Raw genomic sequence first — 22,567 nt, 5'->3', positions numbered from 1 at the left:
AGTGCTATAGAAAATATTTTATGTGTAATTGCAAAATTCACGTTACAAATTTACAAAATTCTTATTTATCGAAAATTGATTTATAAAACTATTAACGATTCATTCTGTAATAATAAAAAGCAGGTAATAAAAGAATTAACCCTATCGGCTGAATTAAAAATCGTCTAACATTAAAAAATAAATAGTAATCTTCTTGTTTAGGATTAATCACAAAATATAAAAACGGAATTAAAAGTAAGATATATGCGATTGCGTAAATAAGGGTTGAAAATTTAATGATACTCATATCCTTAAATATAACATATAATACACCTAATGAAATTAATGTGTTTAAGACAAACCTAATGGATGTAAATAAGACAAGTTTTGCGACTTCTCGTCTAGGACTGTCCATGTATAAGTAGTCGTTTTCAAAAAAAGTTAAATAGGGATCATAAAATAAGACGTCTTCAAAAGTTCTTATAAGGATTAAGAACAAGAATAATAGTCCTACTGAAATATAAGTTACAACCTTCTGCATTAGCCGTTGCTTTTTTTAGAAAACCGATTAACCCAAATCATCCAAAGTAAAAATACAGTTCCATAAATTAACATAGGAAAAATAACATTATGTAAAATTTCTCGTCGCCAAGGATAATGATATAGACCTACTGAAAGAATTACAATTCTAATTAGATTGAAAGCATATATTATAATACTGCCAGCTAATCCAAAAAATAAAGTCGTTTTTAATTTTCCTGCAAACGCAATTATGAAGGACAAAAACAAAATAATAACACTAATGGCATTACAACCTTCAATAACACGCGCCACATACTTTTTATTAATTATAATTTTTAAAGAAGGCTCATTAGGATGTGGTAAAATCTCTGCCTCGTAATTTAAACTATTTAAAACCAAAGTGGTTTGCTCCGCAACTAAATGTGTTAAATAATCTGGATAATATTTAGAACCATCAGACATATTTAAGTACACATTGTAGCCCATAGTTAGAACAGCATACACACCCAAAAAAGTGATAATAAAACGGATTACAGATTTATATTTTATTAAAAGTGCCTTCAAGTTAAAATTAATAATTTGTTGTTAAATTTATAAAAACGGTATTTCAAAATAGCGCATTTTAAATACTTTTACCAAAAGTTTTTTCCATTTATGAATTTACAAGCATTAGAACCAAAAATAGAAAGCATCATAGCTCAAGAAAATCTTAGTGTTGACGAACGTCTTTTATTAATTTGTGAAACCTTAGAAGACAACGTTACTTATTATAATTGGGTAGGTTTTTATTTTAAAAATGGAGATAAAAACGAACTAAAATTAGGTCCTTATGTTGGTGAACCAACAGACCATACCGTTATTCCTTTTGGAAAAGGTATTTGCGGACAAGTTGCGGTTAGTAACGAAAATTTTGTTGTACCAGATGTTGCTGCACAAGACAACTACATAGCTTGTAGCATAACAGTTAAAGCCGAAATTGTTATTCCTATTTTTGTTAATAATGAAAATATTGGACAAATAGATATTGACTCTAACACACCTGATCCTTTTACCGATGCTGATGAAAAATTTTTAGAATTCGTTTGTAAAAAAGTGGCTTCTATTTTAAGTTAATTCCTAATAAGGAATTTTAAAATATTACATTCCTGTGCGAATAGCTTCTACAGGATCTAAGCGCGATGCAGTTAATGCAGGAATTACCCCAGAAACTAAACCAATCATTGAAGAAATAAAGAATCCTAACAGCATATTTTGAGGTGATAAGACAAATTCAAAATCATCTGTAAAACTACTCCCTATTATAGTACCTAAGTATACTAGGATTAAACCAACAATACCACCTACAACAGCAAGAATAACGGCTTCAAACAAAAATTGAAATAGTATAAACTTATTTTTAGCTCCAAGAGATTTTTGAATTCCGATTAAATTAGTGCGTTCCTTTACACTAACAAACATAATGTTAGCGATACCAAAGCCACCAACTAATAATGAAAATCCACTTATTACCCAACCAATTAAGTTTAACACACCTAACATTTCATCAATTGCACTTTGCAAGCCAGCTATTATATTAACAAAAAAGGTGTCTATCTCATTAGGCTTTAGTCCGCGTTTGTTTCTAAGTATTTGCGATACTTCTGCTTTTAAGCCGTCTATATCAACATCTTTAGCGGGTTTAATAATTACAATAGGCATATTATTAGGATTGTTATCTCCAAATTTATTTCTTACAAAATTAGCTGGTAGAAAAATAGAGACATCATTACTGTCTCCTAAGAGCCCAGAACCTTCTTTTTTAACCACACCAATTACCGTAAATTTTTGACCATAAATTCGGACTCTTTTTCCGATTGGTTCAAATTCACCAAAAAGAGATTTTGCGATTTCAGAACCAATGACCACAACTGGTCTTCCTGAGTTAGATTCTGATTCATTAAAAAACCGTCCTTTATCAAATTCTAATACTTGAATATCTGTAAACTCATGCGAAACCACTACAGTATTTACTCCACTTACTAATTCAGATTCATACCTGATATTTTCAGGTTTTACGCCGAGTTGAAATGCGACATGCTCTGCATCAGATAACGATGACTTCAAACTCTTATATTCATTAAATGTAATAGGATCAAAGGATTCGCGTTGCCAACGTGGAACTTCCGTAGGACCAAAAGACCTATTTACAACATACATGGTATTACTATCTAAAGAGCTTAGCTGCGATGTTATTGTTTTATCTAAAGAATCTACTGCTGCCAGCACAGCAATAATTGAAAAAATCCCAACAGTTACTCCCAAAAGTGATAAAAACGTTCTGAGTTTATTATTTCTAAGTGCATTAATAGCAAATGAAAAACTCTCTTTTAGTAATCGAAAATATACTAGCATGCAACCGTTGTTTTATAACATTTTAAAGATAGGACGTTTTCAACAATTTATTGTTACAAAAAACTTAAAGAAACTACATTGTGGACTAAGTTTTTCTTTGTGAATATACGTATTTTTGCCACATCTAAAACACAACACAACATTATGAGTAACAAAACCATTTCATCGGCACTAATTTCAGTTTTTAGTAAAGATGGATTAGCACCAATTGTAAAAAAATTAAACGATCTCAACGTCACAATTTATTCTACTGGAGGAACCGAAAAATTCATTAAAGATTTAGGAATCGACGTGGTACCTGTAGAAGACGTAACCTCTTACCCTTCTATACTTGGTGGTAGAGTAAAAACATTACATCCAAAAGTTTTTGGAGGCATTTTAAATCGTCAAAACCACGATGGTGATGTTGCCGAATTAAAAGAATTTGATATTCCGCAAATTGATGTTGTAATTGTGGATTTATATCCATTTGAAAAAACAGTAGCTTCTGGCGCAGGCAACCAAGATATTATTGAAAAAATTGATATTGGAGGTATTTCTTTAATTAGAGCTGCAGCTAAAAATTATGCAGATGTTACATGCGTATCCTCTGTAGATGATTATGCTGAATTTTTAGATTTATTGGAAACAAAAAATGGTGTAACTTCTGAAGAAGATAGAAAACAATTTGCTGCTAAGGCTTTTAATGTTTCCTCTCATTATGATTCCGCTATTTTTAATTACTTCAATAAAAATCATGAAATCCCTTCTTTAAAAATTTCTGAAACAAAAGGAAAAGTACTTAGATATGGCGAAAACCCACATCAAAAAGGATTTTTCTTTGGAGATTTTGATGAGATTTTCACTAAACTACATGGTAAAGAATTAAGTTATAATAACCTTTTAGATGTTGATGCAGCTGTAAATTTAATGTTAGAATTTAAAAACGATGCACCAACATTCGCTGTTTTAAAACACAACAATGCATGTGGATTAGCACAACGCGATACAATACACCAAGCTTATGTAGATGCATTAGCTGGTGATCCGGTTTCTGCTTTTGGAGGTGTTTTAATCAGTAATTCTGAAATTGATTTAGCAACAGCAGAAGAAATTCATAAGTTATTTTGTGAAGTCGTAATTGCGCCTTCTTTCTCTCCTGAAGCTTTAGAAATTTTAAAAGGAAAGAAAAATAGAATTCTTTTAATTCTTCAAGATATTGAAATGCCAAAAACGAATGTAAGAAGTTGTTTAAATGGTGTTTTAGTTCAAGACAGAAATAACGTAACAGATACTTTAGAAGGTTTAAAATCAGTTACTAAAACTACAGCTAGCTCTAACGAACTAGATGACCTTATTTTCGCTTCAAAAATTTGTAAGCATACAAAATCTAATACCATTGTACTTGTAAAAGGAAAACAATTGTGTGCAAGTGGCACAGGACAAACAAGTAGAGTTGATGCTTTAAACCAAGCCATTCACAAAGCACAATCATTTAATTTTGATTTAAAAGGAGCTGTAATGGCCAGTGATGCATTTTTCCCTTTTCCAGATTGTGTAGAAATAGCAGATAACGCAGGTATTACAGCTGTAATTCAACCAGGTGGCTCTATTAAAGATGAGTTAAGCATTAACTATTGTAATGATAATAATGTGGCAATGGTCTTTACAGGAACACGTCATTTTAAACATTAAACTTCTTTCTACTGTACCGAAATAATTTCGGTACAGTAGAAATCTTGGTTACTAGTTTTTTAGCATTCAAAATAACTAAGAAAAAAATTCTTGCTTTAAACATCTATAAAGGTATAAATAACGTATATTTTACTACTTTTACAGATAGTCTTAATATAAAGACAGGAATAACCCAAATAATTAAGTATAGCACATGGGATTTTTTGATTTCCTAACGGAAGAAATAGCCATAGATTTAGGAACCGCAAATACATTGATTATCCACAATGACAAAGTAGTTGTAGATAATCCATCTATAGTAGCAAGAGACCGCATTAGCGGAAAAATCATAGCCGTTGGTAAAGAAGCCAACATGATGCAAGGAAAAACGCACGAAAACATTAAGACAATTCGTCCATTAAAAGATGGTGTAATTGCAGATTTCGATGCTTCTGAGCAAATGATTAGTATGTTTATTAAAAACATACCAGCTTTAAAGAAGAAATTCTTTAATCCGGCTTTGCGTATGGTTGTTTGTATTCCTTCAGGTATTACAGAAGTTGAAATGCGAGCAGTAAAAGAATCTTGTGAACGTGTTAATGGTAAGGAAGTCTATTTAATTCACGAACCAATGGCAGCAGCTATTGGTATTGGAGTAGACATTATGCAACCAAAAGGAAATATGATTGTAGATATAGGTGGTGGAACTACTGAAATTGCAGTGATTGCTCTTGGTGGCATTGTTTGTGACAAATCTGTAAAAGTAGCAGGTGATGTATTTACAAACGATATTATTTATTACATGAGAACTCAACATAACTTATATGTTGGTGATAGAACTGCAGAAAAAATTAAAATACAAATAGGCGCCGCAACTGAAGATTTAGAATTACCTCCAGAAGATATGAGCGTTCAAGGTCGTGATTTATTGACGGGAAAACCTAAGCAGGTTCAAATCTCATTCCGTGAAATTGCAAAAGCATTAGACAAATCTATTCTTAGAATTGAAGATTCTGTTATGGAAACATTATCTCAAACGCCTCCCGAATTGGCTGCAGATATTTATAATACTGGTATTTATTTAGCTGGTGGAGGATCTATGTTAAGAGGTTTAGATAAACGTTTATCACAAAAGACAGATTTACCTGTTTATATCGCTGAAGATCCATTAAGAGCCGTAGTAAGAGGTACAGGTATTGTACTTAAAAACTTACCTAAATACAAAAGCGTATTGATTAAATAAGCCATAAATAATGCAACAAATTTTCAATTTTGTTATACGAAACAAAACATTTCTGTTGTTTTTATTGCTTTTTAGTATTGCCTTAGCTCTTACCATTCAATCGCATTCTTACCACAGGAGTAAATTTATAAATTCTGCCAACTTTTTAACTGGTGGAGTTTATGGTACCATGAATTCTGTGGATCAATATTTCAATTTAAAAACAGAAAATAACACCCTTGCTGAGGAAAACAAACGATTAAGAGAACAATTACTTAATCTAAACGTGCAAACAGATTCTACTTTTATTGATAGCACAAATACAAAAGGTAAATATAAAGTGACTATTGCTGATGTATATAAAAATAGTTACGCTCTGCCAAACAATATTCTAACCATAGACAAAGGTAAAAATGACAGTATAAAAGAAGATTTTGGAGTTATAACATCAAACGGTATTATTGGCATCATTGATAACACTTCTAATAACTACGCAACTGTATTATCTATTTTAAATGCTAAAAGCAGAATAAATGCTAAGCTTAAAACATCTAATCATATCGGCTCATTAACTTGGGATAGCAAGTCGCCAAATTTTGTTCAATTAGAAGATGTATCGCAATATGCACCAGTTAAAATAGGTGACACCATAGAAACTGGTGGTCAATCCTCTATTTTCCCTAAAGGAATTGGTATTGGTAGTATTTCAAGTTTTGAAAGTGATATTAGTGGAGACACTTACACTATACAGGTTAAATTGTTTAATGACATGACTAACCTTGGAACCATATACATTTTAGAAAATCTAAATCGACCAGAAATTATTAACTTAGAAAACAGCAGCAATGAATAGTGTTCTAGGTATTAATGCTATCCGGTTTATAGTGCTACTTTTAGTACAAGTAGTGATATGTAATCAGATTAATCTTTTTGGGTATATCAATCCTTATATTTATATCATATTTATTTTCCTTTTTCCTATAAGAGATGAAAGACTGGTTTTATTATTATCTAGTTTTATACTAGGTATGTTAGTTGACTTGTTCTCAGACTCAGGAGGTGTTCATGCAGCGGCTGCAGTATCTCTAGCATATGCCAGACCAGTTCTATTGAAAAGTTCCTTTGGTATGCTTTACGAACATCAGAGTATCAAATTTAGTACTACAGACATTGGCAGCCTTATTACTTATCTTACTTTAGGTACATTAATACATCATTTAATATTATTCTCTCTCGAAATTTTTAACATTTCCAACATACTTTTAGTTCTAAAAAAGACGTTATTTTCTAGTATTTTTACAATAATACTTAGTGTATTGATTATAATTCTATTTAGCCGAAATAAGAAATGAGAAAATTATTACTTCTAGCAACTGTTTTACTTGTTGGTCTAGTTTTTATTGCGCGCTTATTTTATCTCCAAGTTTATAATAGTTCTACATATAATATTTTTGAAGACACAGCTATTAGAAAAGTTTACAATTACCCAAAAAGAGGTTATGTGTATGACAGAAATGGGAAATTACTAGTCGCCAATCAACCATCATACGATGTCATGGTGATTCCGAGAGAAGTATCTCCTTTAGACTCTTTAGAACTTGAAGAATTTTGCGGATTATTAAAAATCACGAAAGAAGAATACGCTAAAAAATTAAACAAAGCTCGAAACTATTCCCCTCGACTACCTTCACCTTTTGTACCTCAACTTTCTAAAACAGACTATGCTGTTCTTCAGGAAAAAATGAGAAAATTTGAAGGCTTCTATATTCAAAAACGATCCCTTAGATTTTATCAAACTAGCATTGGAGCTAATGTACTTGGAGATCTTGGTGAAGTTAACCGTAGAATAATTAAACGTCAACCGTATTACAAATTAGGAGATCTTATTGGAAAGCAAGGTATAGAATTATCTTACGAAGATGTTTTGCGTGGTGTAAAGGGAATAAAATTTATTCAAAAAGATAGACATAATAAAAATATTGGTCCATACAAAGATGGTATTTATGATACATTACCAAAACCAGGAAAAGATATCACTATTACCATTGATTCAGATTTACAAGCCTATGGTGAACTTCTTATGAAACATAAACGTGGCGGTATTGTTGCTATTGATCCTCAAAGTGGCGAAATATTAGCAATGGTGACTGGGCCAAGTTATAATCCAAATTTATTAGTAGGAAGAGAACGAAACAAGAATTTTAGCCGACTATTTAGAGATACGATCAACATGCCAACCTTTGATAGAGGTTTACAAGCACAGTATCCTCCAGGTTCACCTTTTAAAGTTATAAATGCTTTAATTGGCTTACAAGAAGATGTAGTAGATGTTGGCGACAAGTTCACTTGTAGAATGGGCTATTATTACGGAAGTAGACGACTCACAGGTTGCCACCATCATAGGAGCCCTGTAGATATGAATGCAGGAATTGCACAATCTTGTAATGCCTATTTTGTAAATGTTTACCGACGCATTGTAGACAAATATGATGATGCAGGTAAAGGCATGAATATTTGGTCTGATCATGCAAAAAGTTTTGGTTTAGGTAATTATCTCAACAATGATTTATCCGTAGGAAGAAAAGGAAGAATTCCTGATGGCGATTATTATGATAGACAATATGGCGATAATCGTTGGGGATCTACTTACATCGTTTCTAATGCTATTGGACAAGGCGAAGTAGAAGCAACTCCAATTCAATTAGCAAATATGGCAGCTGCGATAGGAAATCGTGGATATTACTACACGCCACACATCATTAAAAATATTGAAGGCGATACTATTCCTAAAAAGTTTAAAACACCTAACCATACCACTATTGATAAACGTCATTTTGAACCCGTTATAGAAGGTATGTTTGATGTTTATAACAAAGGAACAGCGCAATCACTACGAATTCCTGGTATTGATATCTGTGGTAAAACTGGTACAGCAGAGAATTTTATTAAAATAGATAGTGTTAAGACACAACTAACTGACCATTCAATTTTCGTCGCTTTTGCACCAAAAGATAACCCTAAAATTGCAATTGCTGTTTTTGTTGAAAACGGATATTGGGGAAGTCGATTTGCAGGACGAATGGCAAGTTTAATGATTGAAAAATACATAAAAGGTCACATTACAAGAACAGACTTAGAAAAGTGGATTTTAACGCATAGCCTAGAAAACGAATATAAAAAGCCTTATTCTGGCGAGCCTTTTAAAATTAACGGAGAAACCACGCTTCAAGTAATTGATGAATATTCTATTAATACCAATTCTGAACTTCAAAACTTGAATTATTAATGTTAAGAGAAAATCATAGAGGTTTTAAGTTCGATTGGATTATCATCATTCTTTTTTTGTTGCTGGTGGGTTTTGGGTATCTCAATATTTTATCAGCATCTCATGTTGGAGAAGTTACCAATTACTTTGACACAACCCAACTTTATGGAAAACAGCTTGTGTTTTTAGGATTAACTTTTGTTTTGGTTATCCTTATTCTATCTTTTGAAGCAAAATTTTACGAACGGTTTGCGAGTATCATCTATTTAGTCGCCATTCTGGCCTTAATTGGTCTTTTTATATTTGGTAAAGACGTTAATGGAGCGCGCTCATGGTATGGAATTGGCAGCATGACCATTCAACCTAGTGAATTCGCTAAATTCGCTACAGCACTTGCAGTAGCTAAGTATATAAGCGATTTACAGACTAATATGCAAACCATAAAAGATCAGTTGCGTGTAACAGCTATTATATTCTTTCCTGCTTTATTAATTTTACTTCAAAATGATGCAGGTAGTACCATTGTATATTTGGCATTTTTCTTTGTCTTCTACAGAGAAGGTTTGCAGCAAATCTATTTAATTATTGGACTTTCCTTAATTATTCTTGCTGTACTTGGTCTTAAATTTGGAATCTTAATTACGGCTATTATAGTCTCAATTGTCTTAATCAGTGTCTATTTTTTCAGAAAGAAAAAACGTGGTTCTATTTTACAATATATATTAGTTTTACTGATAAGTATTGCCTTTTCTTACGGTGTAAAATTGTTCTATGAACATGGTATAAAACCGCATCAACAAAACAGAATTAGTCTTTGGCTTCGATTAGAAAAAGATCCTGCTAAGCTAGAACGAATGAAAAAATCTGAAGCCTATAACCTTATTCAATCGGAACAAGCCATAAGTTCAGGAGGTTTTTCCGGAAAAGGATTTTTAGAAGGCACTAGAACAACCGGAAAGTTTGTTCCTGAACAAGAAACAGATTATATTTTTAGTACAGTAGGTGAAGAATGGGGATTTTTAGGCACTAGCTTTGTCGTTATAACATTTGTGTTTTTAATTATTAGAATTCTTTATTTGGCTGAAGCTCAAAAATCACAATTTAGTCGAGTTTATGGCTATAGCGTTGCGGCCATTCTATTTGTTCACTTTACCATTAACATTGGTATGGTAATGGGTTTAATACCAACTGTTGGTATTCCACTACCCTTTTTTAGCTATGGTGGCTCCGGACTTTGGGGTTTTACTATTCTGCTCTTTATTTTTGTGAAGCTCGATAGTAATAAGATAAATGAGTGGTAAACTGATAGAAATGGATAAACCAATTTCAAAATCTTTTATTTTAATATTATTCTGTTTAATTACTTTTGGTTATTTCTTTTTCCAATTAAATACTCATTACGAAGAAACAGAAATTAAAAATCACAAAATAGAAGTAGTTGGTAAAGTCATTAAACAATATCGAACAGCAAAACTTCATCCTAAAATTAGATATGAATACAGTTTTGAAGGAAAATCATATCAAAATACTTTATCTATAGATAGAGGTTCTAACAATAATTACGTCAATAGATATTTTAAAGTAAATATCTCAGCGAGAAAGCCAAGATACAGTATAATATTTTTAGACAAAGAAGTGATAAAATAAAAACCTACAAGATTTTAGAAACCTTGTAGGTTGTAAATATTACTTTAAACTAGCTAAACTAGCATTTAAAGTTTCAATCTTAGCCAAAGCATCAGCTTCTTTCTTTTTCTCTGAAGCGACAACTTGTTCTGGTGCACCTGCAACAAAACGTTCATTAGATAACTTCTTTTGAACAGATTTTAAGAAACCTTCAGTATAACTTAATTCTTCGGTTAGCTTCTTAATTTCAGCTTCAACATCTATACTGCCTTCCATAGGAATAAAGTATTCATTAGATTTTACTCTATACGTTAAAGCACCTTCTACAGCTTCGATTACATAATCGAAACTTTCTAGGTTTCCTAATTTAGAAATTACAGCATCAAATGTTGTATTTACATTTTCATTATTTACAACAGAAAAACCAATGGCATCTTTAAAAGCGATATTCTTTTGTTTTCTTATGTTTCTAATTCCTGAAATAACTTCCGTTGCAAATTCAAATTCAGAAATCAAAGCCTCATTAACTGGTCTTGCTTCTGGCCATGTTGAAACGATTAACGCGTCATCTGGTGTTCGTTCACTAATCGATTGCCATATTTCTTCAGTAATAAATGGCATAAATGGATGAACCACTTTTAGGATATCTTCAAAAATCGCCATAACAGCATTATAGGTTTTTGAATCTATAGGCTGCTGATATGCTGGTTTTACGATCTCTAACAACCAAGAGGCGAAATCGTCATACACCAATTTATAAATAGCCATTAAAGCATCAGACAATCTGTATTTACTAAAGTGATCTTCGATTTCAATTAATACTTTCTGAAATTTAGAAGCAAACCACTCAATTGCTATTGCACTGGATTGTGGTTGTTCAATATCTGCCACTTCCCATAAATTAGTCAGGTAAAATGCAGACCAAATTTTATTCCCTAAACCTTTTCCTTGTTGGCAAAGGGCTTCATCAAACATTAAATCGTTTCCGGCTGCAGAGCTTAACAACAATCCTACTCTAACACCATCTGCGCTATAATCTTCAATTAATTTTAAAGCATCTGGCGAATTCCCTAAAGATTTAGACATTTTTCGCCTTTGTTTATCTCTAACCAAACCAGTTAAATACACATTTTCAAAAGGCTTTTCGTCTTTATATTCGTAACCAGCAACAATCATACGTGCTACCCAAAAGAATAAAATATCTGGACCAGTTACCAAATCATTTGTTGGGTAATAATATTTTATTTCGTCGTTTTCAGGGTTTCTAATGCCATCAAAAACACTCATTGGCCAAAGCCAAGATGAGAACCAAGTATCTAACGCATCAGTATCTTGTTTTAAGTTACTAGTTGTTAGTTGTTGGTTGCCTGTTTTCTCTATTGCTAATTTTAACGCGTCTTCAATAGACTCAGCAACTACAAAATCTTCTTTTCCATCGCCATAGAAATACGCAGGAATCTGTTGTCCCCAAAGTAATTGACGTGAGATATTCCAATCGCGAATATTCTCCATCCAATGACGATAGGTGTTTTCAAATTTCTTTGGAAATAATTTTACATCGCCAGTTTTTAATACAGCATCAATTGCAGGTTTTGCTAAATCTTCCATTTTTAAAAACCATTGATCGCTTAATCTTGGTTCTATAACTGCCTTTGTACGTTCTGATGTTCCTACTTTATTAAGGTGGTTTTCAGTTTTTACTAAAATTCCGGCTTCTTCTAATGCTTTCGCGACTGCTTTTCTGGCTATAAAACGATCTTGACCTTCAAACTGTAATCCAAAGCTATTTAAACTAGCATCTTCATTAAAGATATCTATAACTTCTAAATTGTGTTTGTCGCCTAAAACTTTATCGTTTTCATCGTGAGCTGGTGTTACTTTTAAACAACCTGTACCAAATTCAACATCAACATATTCATCTTCAATAATAGGAATAACACGTCCACAAATTGGCACAATCGCCTTCTTACCTTTTAAATGCGTAAAGCGTTCATCATTTGGATTGATACAAATAGCAGAATCTCCAAAAATAGTTTCTGGTCTTGTGGTTGCAATGGTTAATTTTTCATCGCTACCTTCAATTTTATATTCCAAATAATATAATAAACCCTGTTTTTCAACATGGATTACTTCTTCATCAGATAACGTAGTTTTGGCTTCTGGATCCCAATTTACCATGCGGTAGCCTCTATAAATTAAGCCTTTGTTATATAAATCAACAAAAACCTTAATTACAGCTTCAGACATATCGTCGTCCATTGTAAATTTTGTTCTGTCCCAATCACAAGAACAACCTAATTTCTTTAACTGCTCTAAGATTACGCCTCCATATTCTTCTGTCCATTCCCAAGCGTGCTCTAAAAATTCTTCTCTAGTTAAATCATTTTTATCGATGCCTTGTGCCTTTAATTTAGCAACAACTTTGGCTTCTGTAGCAATAGAAGCGTGATCTGTACCAGGAACCCAACATGCGTTTTTACCTAACAAACGTGCACGTCTAATTAACACATCTTGAATGGTATTATTTAACATATGTCCCATGTGCAAAATCCCTGTTACGTTTGGTGGCGGAATTACAATGGTGTAAGGTTCTCTATCATCTGGTGTAGAGTGAAAATAGTTGTGCTCCATCCAGTAGTTGTACCATTTACTTTCTACTGACAAGGCATTATATTTTGATGGAATTTCCATGTTTGGTATCGTTTTTGTAATATAACTGACAAAAGTACTTATAATTCCTATTTCGAAAAATTATTAGCGTAACAATATGGGTTGAAAAACCATAAATTCTGTTAAATGGTATGTATTACGTCTAATAAATTTTGATTGGAACTAAAAAGTAACTAGTTTTGAATAATCAATTTTAAAAATAAAATGATGAAAAATTTAATAGCAGTATTATTTGTTAGCCTTATTAGTTTTGCGACTTATGCGCAAGACGCAAAACCGAAAATAGAATTTAAGACTAATGTTATCGATTATGGCACAATAGAAAAAGGTGCTGACGGAAAAAGAACATTTGAATTTACAAACACAGGTGATGCACCACTTATTATAGAAAATGCAAAATCTACTTGCGGTTGTACAGTTCCTAGCTGGCCAAAAGAGCCAATTTTACCAGGAGAAACTGGAGAAATTATAGTAAAATATAATACTAATAATCTTAATAAAATTGCTAAAACGATTACTATAACGACTAATGCAGAACCAAAAACGGTTGCACTTAGAATTAAAGGAATGGTTGTAGAAGCAAATAAAACAAGTGTTTTAGAAAAGAAGAGTAAAAGTATTATTGAAGAATAATTAAACTCTAAAAAATTATATGAAGAGAGTTCTCATTTTGAGGACTCTTTTTTTTTGAAAAATTATCCTAATTTACATTAGATTTTTCAGAACTTAGCATCCTAAAATTCAAACCAAATGCCAAAAATTTCAAACAAGGGTATCAAAATGCCCGAATCACCTATTAGAAAATTGGTACCATATGCTGAAGAAGCGCATAAAAGTGGAAAAACAGTTTACTATCTTAATATAGGTCAACCAGATATTAAAACACCTGCCGTAGCTTTAGATGCTGTAAAAACACATTCATTAGATATTTTAGCATATTCACGTTCTGAAGGTTCTGAAGCCTATAGAGTAAAAATTGCTAATTATTACAAGCGTAACGAGATTGAAGTTTCGCATAACGATATCATAGTCACTACTGGAGGAAGTGAAGCACTATTATTTGCTTTTGGTAGTATAATGGATGAGGATGATGAAATTATAATACCAGAACCATTTTATGCAAATTACAATGGGTTCTCAACAGCATCAAGCGTAAATGTTGTACCTGTAATTTCTAAAATTGAAAACAATTTCGCCTTACCTCCTATTGAAGAATTTGAAAAATTAATCACCCCAAAAACAAAAGCTATTTTAATTTGTAACCCAGGAAATCCTACAGGTTATTTATATTCTAAAGCTGAGATTAAACAATTAGCAGCAATAGTAAAAAAGCATGATTTATTTTTAATTGCAGACGAAGTTTATAGAGAGTTTGTGTATGATGGTGTAGAACATTACTCAATACTACAAGAGCCAGGACTAGAGGCGCATGCAATCATAATTGATTCTGTTTCTAAGCGTTATAGTATGTGTGGTGCACGTATTGGATATTTAGTTTCAAAAAACAAAGAATTTATAAAGACTGCTCTAAAATTTGCGCAAGCGAGACTTAGTCCTCCTACACTAGCCCAAATTGCAAGTGAAGCTGCTCTAGATACTCCGCAAAGTTATTTTGACGATGTTAAGGAAGAATACGTTAAGCGTAGAAATATTTTAATTGAAGAATTAGAAAAAATTGAAGGTGTAAAAGTGGCCAAACCTAATGGAGCATTTTATTGTATCGCTGAATTGCCAGTAAAAAATTCTGATGATTTTGCTAAATGGCTCTTACAGTCTTTTCATTATAAGAACAATACAGTTATGGTTGCACCAGCAGCTGGTTTCTACTCAACGCCAGGCGTAGGTTTAAATCAAATAAGAATTGCATATGTACTTAATGAGGATAGTTTAAGAACTTCAGTTGAAATTTTAAAAGAAGCTTTAAAAGTTTACAAAGACTAATGACCATTATAAAAAATGCTTCCTTAAAATCATTCAATACATTTGGCATAGAAGCTAAAGCGCAATCGTATTGCGATATAACTTCTATTGATCAACTTACTGAAATATTAAGACAACATCATAACAATCCGTTGTTTGTTCTTGGTGGTGGTAGCAATATGTTATTAACTAAAGATATTGACGCTTTAGTGCTTCATATTAATTTAAAAGGTATTGAAGTTGTTACGACATCAGAAAAAAAAGTAATGATTAAGGCTATGGCTGGTGAAAACTGGCACAACTTTGTTCTTTGGTGTTTAGAGCACAACTTTGGCGGTATAGAAAACCTATCGTTAATACCTGGAAATATTGGCACTGCACCTATTCAAAATATTGGCGCCTATGGTGTTGAACTAAAAGATGTTTTTCATAGTTGTGAAGCTATAAATATTAAAGACCAATCTAAACGCACCTTTTTAAAGTCTGAATGTAATTTTGATTACAGAGAATCTATTTTTAAACAAGATTTAAAAGGAGAATATGTAATTACTAGCGTCAATTTAGAATTAACTACCAACAATCATCAATTGCATACAGATTATGGTGTTATTCTTAATGAGTTAGAGCGAAAGGGTGTAATTAACCCAACGATTAAAAATATTTCAGATGCTGTTATTGCCATAAGACAAAGCAAACTACCAGATCCAAAAGAGATTGGTAATAGTGGTAGTTTTTTTAAAAACCCAATTATTACTGCTAAGGAATTCGCTATAATAGAACGCAATTTCCCAGAAGTTCCTTCCTATAAAATATCTGAAGATGCTATTAAAGTTCCTGCTGGATGGCTCATAGAAAAAGCAGGCTTCAAGGGAAAACGCTTCAATGACTATGGTGTGCATAATAAACAGGCCTTAGTATTAGTTAACTATGGAAATGCTACAGGAAAAGAAATTTTTGAACTCGCATTGTTGATTAAAAAAACAGTAAAAAGACTATTTAGTATTACAATAGAAACAGAGGTCAATATTATATAATACAAAAGTCCCAATTTGGATTGGGACTTTTGAATCTAGAATAATTTTTTTTTGAATATGCTATTAATCAAACTTTTATGAAGATAAAACTATTCTAAAAATATATTGAGGGCACCTATATAAGGTGTATTTAATTATATTTACGTTTAGAAATCCAATTTGGATGTTTTAGAAACAAAAAAAACAAACTTTAACACTTTGAGTATAACACCAATAGAGAAAAAAATAATCACTTTACTTCAGAAAGGAGATAAGCGTGCATTAAATTTACTTTACGAAAACTATTCAAATAGCTTATATGGTGTTATTATAAAAATAACAATTAATGAGGAAGTAGCACAAGATGCTCTACAAGAAACCTTTATTAAAGTTTGGAAAAACGCCGGAAAATACGATCCTTCTAAGGCAAAATTATTTACTTGGCTGTTCCGTATAGCAAGAAATACAGCAATAGATAAACTAAGAAGTTTTAATAATCGTTTTCAAAAAGAAGTCCAAATTGAAACTTCTAACGTATATATCCTACCAACATCTAATTTAAACCAAGATGTAATGGACATAAAGGAACATGTTGGGCGACTAGAAGAAAAATACCAAATAGTGTTAGATGCCTTGTTTTTTCAAGGGATGACACAGCAAGAAGCTAGTGACGAACTAGAAATTCCGCTTGGTACAATAAAGTCTAGATTAAAAATAGGGTTACGTGAATTAAAGAAAGTTTACGATCCCGAAAATAGTTAATCATGGAAAAAAAATTACATACTTTTTTAAACTCCAACTTACTAAATAAGTATTTAGTTGGAGATACTTCTTTGGAAGAATCTAAAGAAGTTGAACACTTTATTTCAAACTATCCTGAAGCTTCAGATGCTTATGAAAAACTTCAAGATAATTTAGAAATCATTGCAAAAGCAGGTGCTACAGAAGTGCCTCATGATATTTTAGGAGATATATTAGAGTCATTAGAAGAAACGAATGATACTAAAGTTATCAATTTAGTACAGAGCAGAAAAACGCCTTGGTATAGTATTGCAGCAAGTGCAGCTGCGGTATTATTTGCTGCGACATCATTTATGTTATATCAAAAGAACATGCAATTAAACAACGAAAACAATGTTGTTGTTGATGAAATTTATGACTTACGAAGTGATATAGAAACTAATAACTCTAAGCTAGATCAATTATCTAGAGAATTATTAAAATTAAACAATCCTGATTCTAAAAAATATTTAATTACAGGAAATGATCGTGCAAAAGACTTAAAAACGGTTGCTTATATTAATCCTATTGAAAAAACGTCAATGATTGATGTTATCTCTCTACCACAATTACCAGAAGAGCAGCACTATGAGATTTGGGCAGAAATGCAAGACAAAATGGTTAACTTAGGTATATTAGATGAGTCTGACCGTAAGTTAAAGCAAATTCCATATATGGAAGATGCACTAGCATTGAGCATAAAGATTAAATCTAAAGATGATACAATTGAAACAGATACTGAAGTTGCAGAAGTATCATTAAAAAATCAATAGAAGTTTTAATTTATAAATAACAACAAAAAGAGGCGCAATAAATATTGCGCCTCTTTTTGTTTATAATTCTTAGCACCTAATCTTTAGAAAATAAAGTTTTGTGTATTAAACCACCAGCAATTGCACCAGCAATAGGCGCAACCCAGAATAACCATACTTGAGATAAATAAGCTCCATCTGCATAAATCGCTTGACTTAAAGATCTCGCCGGATTTACAGACGTATTTGTTATTGGTATACTAATTAAATGAATTAAGACTAAAGCTAAACCAATAGCAATACCAGCAAAACCTTTAGGTGCTTTAGGATACGTACTTCCTAAAATAACCAAAAGGAAAAATGCCGTTAATACAAATTCGGCTATTAAAGCAGAAACCATATTATAACCATCTGGCGACAACTCACCATATCCATTAGCAGCAAAACCACCTACACCATCAAATCCTGATTTACCAGAAATAATTAAATACAAAACTCCAGCAGCTGCAATTGCTCCAATAACTTGAGCAATAATATAACCAGGCAAATCCTTGGCATCAAATTTTCCACCAGCCCAAAGACCTATAGAAACTGCAGGATTAAAATGTGCACCTGAAACATGACCAACAGCATAAGCCATAGTTAAAACTGTTAAACCAAAGGCTAGAGCAACGCCTACAAATCCAATACCTAATTCTGGAATTCCGGCTGCAAAAATTGCACTACCACAACCTCCAAAAACAAGCCAAAAAGTTCCAAAGAACTCTGCAAATAATTTTTTCATAATTGATAAATTAATTAGTTAGTAAAAAATGATTAATGCTAATAAGACACTAAATCAATAAGTTAAGTCACAAAATTTAACAATAAGGATTCAAAGTAAAAGTATTATCTTTGTGCAAAATTTAGAAGAATAATGAAATTACTATTAATTACTCTTGCTTTATTAGCTCTAGGTGTAGCCGGAATTGCCATTAAATTATGGGCAAAAAAAGATGGTGAATTTGCTGGTACGTGTGCAAGTCAAAACCCAATGCTAAATAAAGAAGGGGAAGCTTGTGGTTTTTGCGGTAAAACTCCTGATCAATACCAAGATTGTAGCGAACCTCAACATTCTTAAACCTTAATGGCATTTATCACAATACTGTTTTATGCATTTATTGTAGTAGTTATAATTCAAGTAGTTTATTACGCTTGTTTTTTATTTTCTTTTGCAATAAAACGATCAGAAACTCGCTTAAAAAAACAGATTCCTATTTCTGTAATTATTTGTGCCAAAAATGAAGCTCAAAATTTAGAAAAAAACTTACCATCCGTATTAAACCAAGATTATTCTAATTTCGAAATTGTACTAGTAAATGATAGTTCTAGTGATAACACATTAGAAATCATGGAGAATTTTGCTTCTAAAAACTCAAACATAAAAATTGTTGATGTTAAAAGTAACGAAGCATTTTGGGGAAATAAAAAATACGCATTAACCTTAGGTATTAAAGCCTCATCAAATGACTTTTTAGTATTTACAGATGCAGATTGTGTACCCACTTCCAACCTTTGGCTTTCTCATATAAGTTCTCATTTTTCTAATAAAGAATCTATAGTTTTAGGTTATGGTGCCTACGCTAAAAAGAAATATTCGTTTTTAAATAAAATTATACGTTTTGAAACGGTAATGACTGCTATGCAGTATTTCTCTTATGCAAAATTAGGATTACCATACATGGGAGTTGGCAGAAACATGGCTTACAGAAAAGAATTATTTTTCAATAATCGCGGTTTTAACAACCATATAAATATTAAATCTGGTGATGATGACTTATTTATCAATGAAGTCGCAACCTCATCGAACACAGCTTTATGTTTTTCAAAAGAAAGTTTCACAGTGTCCGAAGCCAAGCCATCCTTTAAAACTTGGATAACTCAAAAAAGAAGACATATCAGTACTGCTCGTTTATATAAGGTAAAACATCAATTTCTACTTGGTGTATTTTACATATCGCAACTTATGTTTTGGCTACTAGGTATTACTCTATTATTAACGGCATTTCCTTGGCAATGGACAGCAAGTTTAATTGGTCTTCGATTTATTATTCAATGGCTTTGCATAGGATTTACAGCTAAAAAACTCGAAGAAACTGATCTTATTTTTTTAGCTCCTATTTTAGAAGTGTTTTTAATTACTTCACAATTAAGTATCTTTATTGCTAATAAGATATCGAAACCGAAACATTGGAAATAAAAGAAGCCATTACTAAAGCCAAAAATAAAGAACAAAGCGCGTTTAAATTTTTGCTAGATACGTACTGGAACGATGTTTATGCTTTTCAACTGAAACGCACATTAAATGAAAATGATGCTGAGGACATTACTATTCAAACATTTTCTAAAGCTTTCGATAAAATTGACACGTATAACGAAGCTTTCAAATTTAAAACTTGGTTAATTACCATATCTAAAAACCTTCATATTGATTTAGTTCGAAAACAGAAAAAATCTATCAAAAACACCTCAAAAGATGATGAGGAGAATTACTTTGAAATTGTAGATGATTCTCCTACACCTGAAGATAAGATCATTACAGAACAAAATTTAGCAAATTTACTTAGAGATATCAAAAAATTAAAACCTCATTATCAAGAAGTTATTAATCTTAGATATTTTCAGGAGTTAAGTTATAAGGACATTTCTGAAGAACTTAAAGAACCTATCAACAACGTAAAAGTTAAACTTTTACGCGCAAAAAAACTACTTGCTGCCATTATTGTTAAAGCATAAATTCTATACAGAAACAGAACTAAAAATTGTTAAAAGTAGTATTTGTTATCCTTTACCACATTCAACTTAATTTATTATTTACTTCGTATCTTTGCTTTAAGAAATTGATATTGCATGGAAACCAAAGTCGCTTCAAATATTTTACCAGAACGTAAACCAAAATGGTTAAGAGTAAAATTACCAACAGGTAAAAAATATACTGAATTAAGATCTTTAGTTGATAAGTATAAACTAAATACGATTTGCACCTCAGGTAGCTGCCCTAATATGGGAGAATGTTGGGGAGAAGGTACAGCAACGTTTATGATTTTAGGCAATGTGTGTACACGTTCTTGTGGATTCTGTGGTGTTAAAACAGGTAGACCAGAAACGGTTGATTGGGATGAGCCAGAAAAAGTAGCGCGATCTATAAAACTTATGCAGATAAAACATGCCGTTTTAACTAGTGTAGATCGTGATGATTTAAAAGATATGGGAAGCATCATGTGGTCAGAAACTGTAAAATCAGTTAGACGAATGAATCCTGAAACAACCCTAGAAACCCTTATTCCTGACTTTCAAGGCATAGAAAAACATATAGACAGAATTATTAATGTAGCACCAGAAGTTGTATCACATAATATAGAAACTGTAAGACGATTAACTCGTGAGGTTAGAATACAAGCACAGTACGATCGTAGTTTAGGTGTTTTAAAATATTTAAAAGCACAAGGGCAACGAAGAACAAAGTCTGGAATTATGCTAGGTCTTGGTGAAGAACGTGAAGAAGTTATACAGACGCTTCATGATTTAAGAGAAAACGATGTCGATGTTGTTACAATTGGCCAATATCTTCAGCCAAGTAAAAAACATCTACCTGTAAAACAATTTATTAATCCTGATCAATTTAAAGAATATGAAGAAATAGGATTAGAGTTAGGATTTAGACATGTTGAAAGTAGTGCTTTAGTGAGATCTTCTTATAAAGCGCAAAAACACATTAATTAATGATTACTATTGCCATTAATGGTTTTGGAAGGATTGGTCGCCGTGTTTTTAGACTTGCTTTAAACAATCCTAATTTAAAAATAGTTGCTATAAATGATTTAGCAGATGCTAAAACATTAAGTCATTTATTAAAATATGATAGTATTCATGGTGTTTTAAATGAAACCATTTCTCATGATGATAATCATATTATTGTTAATGGTGTTTCAATTCCTATCTATAGTGCACCGCATCCTAAAAACATAGATTGGACTAAAGTTAATCCGGAATTTGTTATAGAATCAACCGGAAAATTTAAAACAAAACAAGACCTACAATATCATATTTCTAATGGTGCTAAACGTGTTATTTTATCTGTTCCTGCGTTAGAAGATGATATTAAAACTATTGTTCTAGGTGTTAATGACCATACGATAAATGGTAATGAAACTATAATTTCTAATGCATCTTGTACTACTAACAACGCAGCACCAATGATTGCATTAATTAAAAAGCATCTTGGCATTAAGCAAGCATATATAACAACAATTCACTCCTATACAACAGATCAAAGTTTACATGATCAACCACACAAAGATTTGCGTAGAGCTAGAGCAGCAGGTCAATCTATTGTACCAACAACAACAGGAGCAGCAAAAGCGTTAACTAAAATATTTCCAGATTTATCAGATGTTATTGGTGGCTGTGGTATAAGAGTACCAGTAGCAAACGGTTCTTTAACAGATATTACAATTAATGTTGAAAAGCCAACATCTATTGAACATGTGAATGAAATTTTTAAAAACGCAGCTCAAGGTCAGTTAAAACATATTTTAGAATATACAGAAGACCCTATAGTATCCATAGATATTGTAGGTAATCCGCACTCTTGCATTTTTGATTCTCAAATGACTTCAGTTATCGGAAACATGGTAAAAATAGTTGGTTGGTATGATAATGAAACAGGATATAGTTCAAGAATTTTAGACCTTTTATGCAATTTATCGGTAAAATAATAGCTTTTATCGAATAA

The 22,567-nt window shown here is 31.9% G+C and carries 23 protein-coding genes; 18 read left to right on the top strand and 5 right to left on the bottom strand.

Annotation, left to right across the window (positions count from 1 at the left end; translation table 11 throughout):
* Nucleotides 1-91: 91 nt before the first annotated feature.
* Both Q0891_RS04770 and xrtF read right to left on the bottom strand, forming a co-directional pair.
* Nucleotides 92-520 carry an exosortase F system-associated protein gene (locus Q0891_RS04770; RefSeq protein ID WP_299099265.1) on the bottom strand — a complete coding sequence of 143 codons (429 nt, stop codon included), beginning with the start codon at nt 518-520 and terminating at the stop codon, nt 92-94.
* The gene (gene xrtF, locus Q0891_RS04765; RefSeq protein ID WP_299099263.1) at nt 520-1,065 is read right to left on the bottom strand and encodes an exosortase family protein XrtF; all 546 of its coding nucleotides are present in this window, start codon (nt 1,063-1,065) and stop codon (nt 520-522) included. The genes Q0891_RS04770 and xrtF overlap by 1 nt, the downstream gene beginning before the upstream one ends.
* A gap of 90 nt (nt 1,066-1,155) precedes the next feature.
* On the opposite strand from xrtF, the gene Q0891_RS04760 reads away from it, so the two are divergent.
* The gene (locus tag Q0891_RS04760) at nt 1,156-1,614 is read left to right on the top strand and encodes a GAF domain-containing protein (protein WP_299099261.1); all 459 of its coding nucleotides are present in this window, start codon (nt 1,156-1,158) and stop codon (nt 1,612-1,614) included.
* Nucleotides 1,615-1,638: 24 nt separating this feature from the next.
* On the opposite strand, the gene Q0891_RS04755 is transcribed toward Q0891_RS04760, so the two are convergent.
* Entirely contained in the window at nt 1,639-2,892 is a 1,254-nt protein-coding gene (locus Q0891_RS04755) for an ABC transporter permease (RefSeq protein WP_299099259.1), read from the bottom strand.
* A gap of 144 nt (nt 2,893-3,036) precedes the next feature.
* On the opposite strand from Q0891_RS04755, the gene purH reads away from it, so the two are divergent.
* From purH to Q0891_RS04720, 7 genes are all read left to right on the top strand, one after another.
* Nucleotides 3,037-4,566, top strand: coding sequence for a bifunctional phosphoribosylaminoimidazolecarboxamide formyltransferase/IMP cyclohydrolase (gene purH / locus Q0891_RS04750; RefSeq protein WP_299099257.1), 1,530 nt, complete (start codon nt 3,037-3,039; stop codon nt 4,564-4,566).
* A 193-nt stretch (nt 4,567-4,759) separates the two neighbouring features.
* Nucleotides 4,760-5,788, top strand: a complete 1,029-nt coding sequence (locus Q0891_RS04745; RefSeq protein WP_092444594.1) for a rod shape-determining protein — start codon at nt 4,760-4,762, stop codon at nt 5,786-5,788.
* 10 nt (nt 5,789-5,798) lie between these two features.
* The gene (gene mreC, locus Q0891_RS04740) at nt 5,799-6,620 is read left to right on the top strand and encodes a rod shape-determining protein MreC (protein WP_299099255.1); all 822 of its coding nucleotides are present in this window, start codon (nt 5,799-5,801) and stop codon (nt 6,618-6,620) included.
* Nucleotides 6,613-7,119, top strand: coding sequence for a rod shape-determining protein MreD (gene mreD, locus Q0891_RS04735; RefSeq protein ID WP_299099253.1), 507 nt, complete (start codon nt 6,613-6,615; stop codon nt 7,117-7,119). The genes mreC and mreD overlap by 8 nt, the downstream gene beginning before the upstream one ends.
* Entirely contained in the window at nt 7,116-9,053 is a 1,938-nt protein-coding gene (mrdA, locus tag Q0891_RS04730; protein ID WP_299099251.1) for a penicillin-binding protein 2, read from the top strand. The genes mreD and mrdA overlap by 4 nt, the downstream gene beginning before the upstream one ends.
* Nucleotides 9,053-10,333, top strand: coding sequence for a rod shape-determining protein RodA (gene rodA, locus Q0891_RS04725; protein WP_299099249.1), 1,281 nt, complete (start codon nt 9,053-9,055; stop codon nt 10,331-10,333). Before mrdA ends, rodA begins: the two co-directional genes overlap by 1 nt.
* A gap of 10 nt (nt 10,334-10,343) precedes the next feature.
* Nucleotides 10,344-10,679, top strand: a complete 336-nt coding sequence (locus tag Q0891_RS04720) for a hypothetical protein (RefSeq protein ID WP_299099247.1) — start codon at nt 10,344-10,346, stop codon at nt 10,677-10,679.
* Between the two features lie 39 nt (nt 10,680-10,718).
* Here Q0891_RS04720 and Q0891_RS04715 read toward each other — a convergent pair whose 3' ends face one another.
* A complete protein-coding gene (locus Q0891_RS04715; RefSeq protein ID WP_299099245.1) occupies nt 10,719-13,349 on the bottom strand; it encodes a valine--tRNA ligase in 2,631 nt (876 codons plus the stop codon).
* A gap of 186 nt (nt 13,350-13,535) precedes the next feature.
* Here Q0891_RS04715 and Q0891_RS04710 point away from each other — a divergent pair, with 186 nt between their 5' ends.
* The 5 genes from Q0891_RS04710 to Q0891_RS04690 all read left to right on the top strand — a co-directional run bounded on the left by Q0891_RS04710 (nt 13,536) and on the right by Q0891_RS04690 (nt 17,814).
* Nucleotides 13,536-13,961: a DUF1573 domain-containing protein gene (locus Q0891_RS04710; RefSeq protein ID WP_299099243.1), complete on the top strand. Its 426-nt coding sequence runs from the start codon at nt 13,536-13,538 to the stop codon at nt 13,959-13,961.
* Between the two features lie 117 nt (nt 13,962-14,078).
* Nucleotides 14,079-15,269, top strand: a complete 1,191-nt coding sequence (locus tag Q0891_RS04705) for a pyridoxal phosphate-dependent aminotransferase (RefSeq protein WP_299099241.1) — start codon at nt 14,079-14,081, stop codon at nt 15,267-15,269.
* On the top strand, nt 15,269-16,282 hold the full coding sequence (gene murB, locus Q0891_RS04700; RefSeq protein ID WP_299099239.1) for a UDP-N-acetylmuramate dehydrogenase: 1,014 nt from the start codon (nt 15,269-15,271) through the stop codon (nt 16,280-16,282). The genes Q0891_RS04705 and murB overlap by 1 nt, the downstream gene beginning before the upstream one ends.
* Before the next feature lie 198 nt (nt 16,283-16,480).
* Entirely contained in the window at nt 16,481-17,023 is a 543-nt protein-coding gene (locus Q0891_RS04695; RefSeq protein ID WP_299099237.1) for an RNA polymerase sigma factor, read from the top strand.
* A 2-nt stretch (nt 17,024-17,025) separates the two neighbouring features.
* Entirely contained in the window at nt 17,026-17,814 is a 789-nt protein-coding gene (locus tag Q0891_RS04690) for an anti-sigma factor (RefSeq protein ID WP_299099235.1), read from the top strand.
* 76 nt (nt 17,815-17,890) lie between these two features.
* Here the strand turns inward: Q0891_RS04690 and aqpZ are convergent, their stop codons facing one another.
* The gene (gene aqpZ, locus Q0891_RS04685; protein WP_299099233.1) at nt 17,891-18,577 is read right to left on the bottom strand and encodes an aquaporin Z; all 687 of its coding nucleotides are present in this window, start codon (nt 18,575-18,577) and stop codon (nt 17,891-17,893) included.
* A 132-nt stretch (nt 18,578-18,709) separates the two neighbouring features.
* Between aqpZ and Q0891_RS04680 the strand changes: the two genes are divergently transcribed.
* The 5 genes from Q0891_RS04680 (at nt 18,710) to gap (ending at nt 22,550) form a co-directional block, all read left to right on the top strand.
* Complete coding sequence (locus Q0891_RS04680) at nt 18,710-18,913, top strand: membrane or secreted protein (protein WP_299099231.1); 204 nt, start codon at nt 18,710-18,712, stop codon at nt 18,911-18,913.
* Between the two features lie 6 nt (nt 18,914-18,919).
* The gene (locus tag Q0891_RS04675; RefSeq protein WP_299099229.1) at nt 18,920-20,032 is read left to right on the top strand and encodes a glycosyltransferase; all 1,113 of its coding nucleotides are present in this window, start codon (nt 18,920-18,922) and stop codon (nt 20,030-20,032) included.
* Complete coding sequence (locus tag Q0891_RS04670) at nt 20,023-20,568, top strand: sigma-70 family RNA polymerase sigma factor (RefSeq protein ID WP_299099227.1); 546 nt, start codon at nt 20,023-20,025, stop codon at nt 20,566-20,568. Before Q0891_RS04675 ends, Q0891_RS04670 begins: the two co-directional genes overlap by 10 nt.
* A gap of 114 nt (nt 20,569-20,682) precedes the next feature.
* Nucleotides 20,683-21,555: a lipoyl synthase gene (lipA, locus tag Q0891_RS04665; protein WP_299099225.1), complete on the top strand. Its 873-nt coding sequence runs from the start codon at nt 20,683-20,685 to the stop codon at nt 21,553-21,555.
* Nucleotides 21,555-22,550 carry a type I glyceraldehyde-3-phosphate dehydrogenase gene (gap, locus tag Q0891_RS04660; RefSeq protein WP_299099223.1) on the top strand — a complete coding sequence of 332 codons (996 nt, stop codon included), beginning with the start codon at nt 21,555-21,557 and terminating at the stop codon, nt 22,548-22,550. The genes lipA and gap overlap by 1 nt, the downstream gene beginning before the upstream one ends.
* Nucleotides 22,551-22,567: the final 17 nt, after the last annotated feature.

It is taken from the genome of uncultured Winogradskyella sp., from assembly GCF_947498005.1.
Lineage (GTDB): Bacteria > Bacteroidota > Bacteroidia > Flavobacteriales > Flavobacteriaceae > Winogradskyella.
Note: the sequence above shows the minus strand (reverse complement) of the source record. Positions and strands in the feature narration are given on the sequence as shown.

Coding starts and splice junctions, on each gene's coding strand:
- Q0891_RS04770 (WP_299099265.1), bottom strand. CDS start 520: ATGCAGAAGGTTGTAACTTATATTTCAGTAGGACTATTATTCTTGTTC.
- Q0891_RS04760 (WP_299099261.1), top strand. CDS start 1,156: ATGAATTTACAAGCATTAGAACCAAAAATAGAAAGCATCATAGCTCAA.
- Q0891_RS04755 (WP_299099259.1), bottom strand. CDS start 2,892: ATGCTAGTATATTTTCGATTACTAAAAGAGAGTTTTTCATTTGCTATT.
- purH (WP_299099257.1), top strand. CDS start 3,037: ATGAGTAACAAAACCATTTCATCGGCACTAATTTCAGTTTTTAGTAAA.
- Q0891_RS04745 (WP_092444594.1), top strand. CDS start 4,760: ATGGGATTTTTTGATTTCCTAACGGAAGAAATAGCCATAGATTTAGGA.
- mreC (WP_299099255.1), top strand. CDS start 5,799: ATGCAACAAATTTTCAATTTTGTTATACGAAACAAAACATTTCTGTTG.
- mreD (WP_299099253.1), top strand. CDS start 6,613: ATGAATAGTGTTCTAGGTATTAATGCTATCCGGTTTATAGTGCTACTT.
- mrdA (WP_299099251.1), top strand. CDS start 7,116: ATGAGAAAATTATTACTTCTAGCAACTGTTTTACTTGTTGGTCTAGTT.
- rodA (WP_299099249.1), top strand. CDS start 9,053: ATGTTAAGAGAAAATCATAGAGGTTTTAAGTTCGATTGGATTATCATC.
- Q0891_RS04720 (WP_299099247.1), top strand. CDS start 10,344: ATGGATAAACCAATTTCAAAATCTTTTATTTTAATATTATTCTGTTTA.
- Q0891_RS04715 (WP_299099245.1), bottom strand. CDS start 13,349: ATGGAAATTCCATCAAAATATAATGCCTTGTCAGTAGAAAGTAAATGG.
- Q0891_RS04710 (WP_299099243.1), top strand. CDS start 13,536: ATGAAAAATTTAATAGCAGTATTATTTGTTAGCCTTATTAGTTTTGCG.
- Q0891_RS04705 (WP_299099241.1), top strand. CDS start 14,079: ATGCCAAAAATTTCAAACAAGGGTATCAAAATGCCCGAATCACCTATT.
- murB (WP_299099239.1), top strand. CDS start 15,269: ATGACCATTATAAAAAATGCTTCCTTAAAATCATTCAATACATTTGGC.
- Q0891_RS04690 (WP_299099235.1), top strand. CDS start 17,026: ATGGAAAAAAAATTACATACTTTTTTAAACTCCAACTTACTAAATAAG.
- aqpZ (WP_299099233.1), bottom strand. CDS start 18,577: ATGAAAAAATTATTTGCAGAGTTCTTTGGAACTTTTTGGCTTGTTTTT.
- Q0891_RS04680 (WP_299099231.1), top strand. CDS start 18,710: ATGAAATTACTATTAATTACTCTTGCTTTATTAGCTCTAGGTGTAGCC.
- Q0891_RS04675 (WP_299099229.1), top strand. CDS start 18,920: ATGGCATTTATCACAATACTGTTTTATGCATTTATTGTAGTAGTTATA.
- lipA (WP_299099225.1), top strand. CDS start 20,683: ATGGAAACCAAAGTCGCTTCAAATATTTTACCAGAACGTAAACCAAAA.
- gap (WP_299099223.1), top strand. CDS start 21,555: ATGATTACTATTGCCATTAATGGTTTTGGAAGGATTGGTCGCCGTGTT.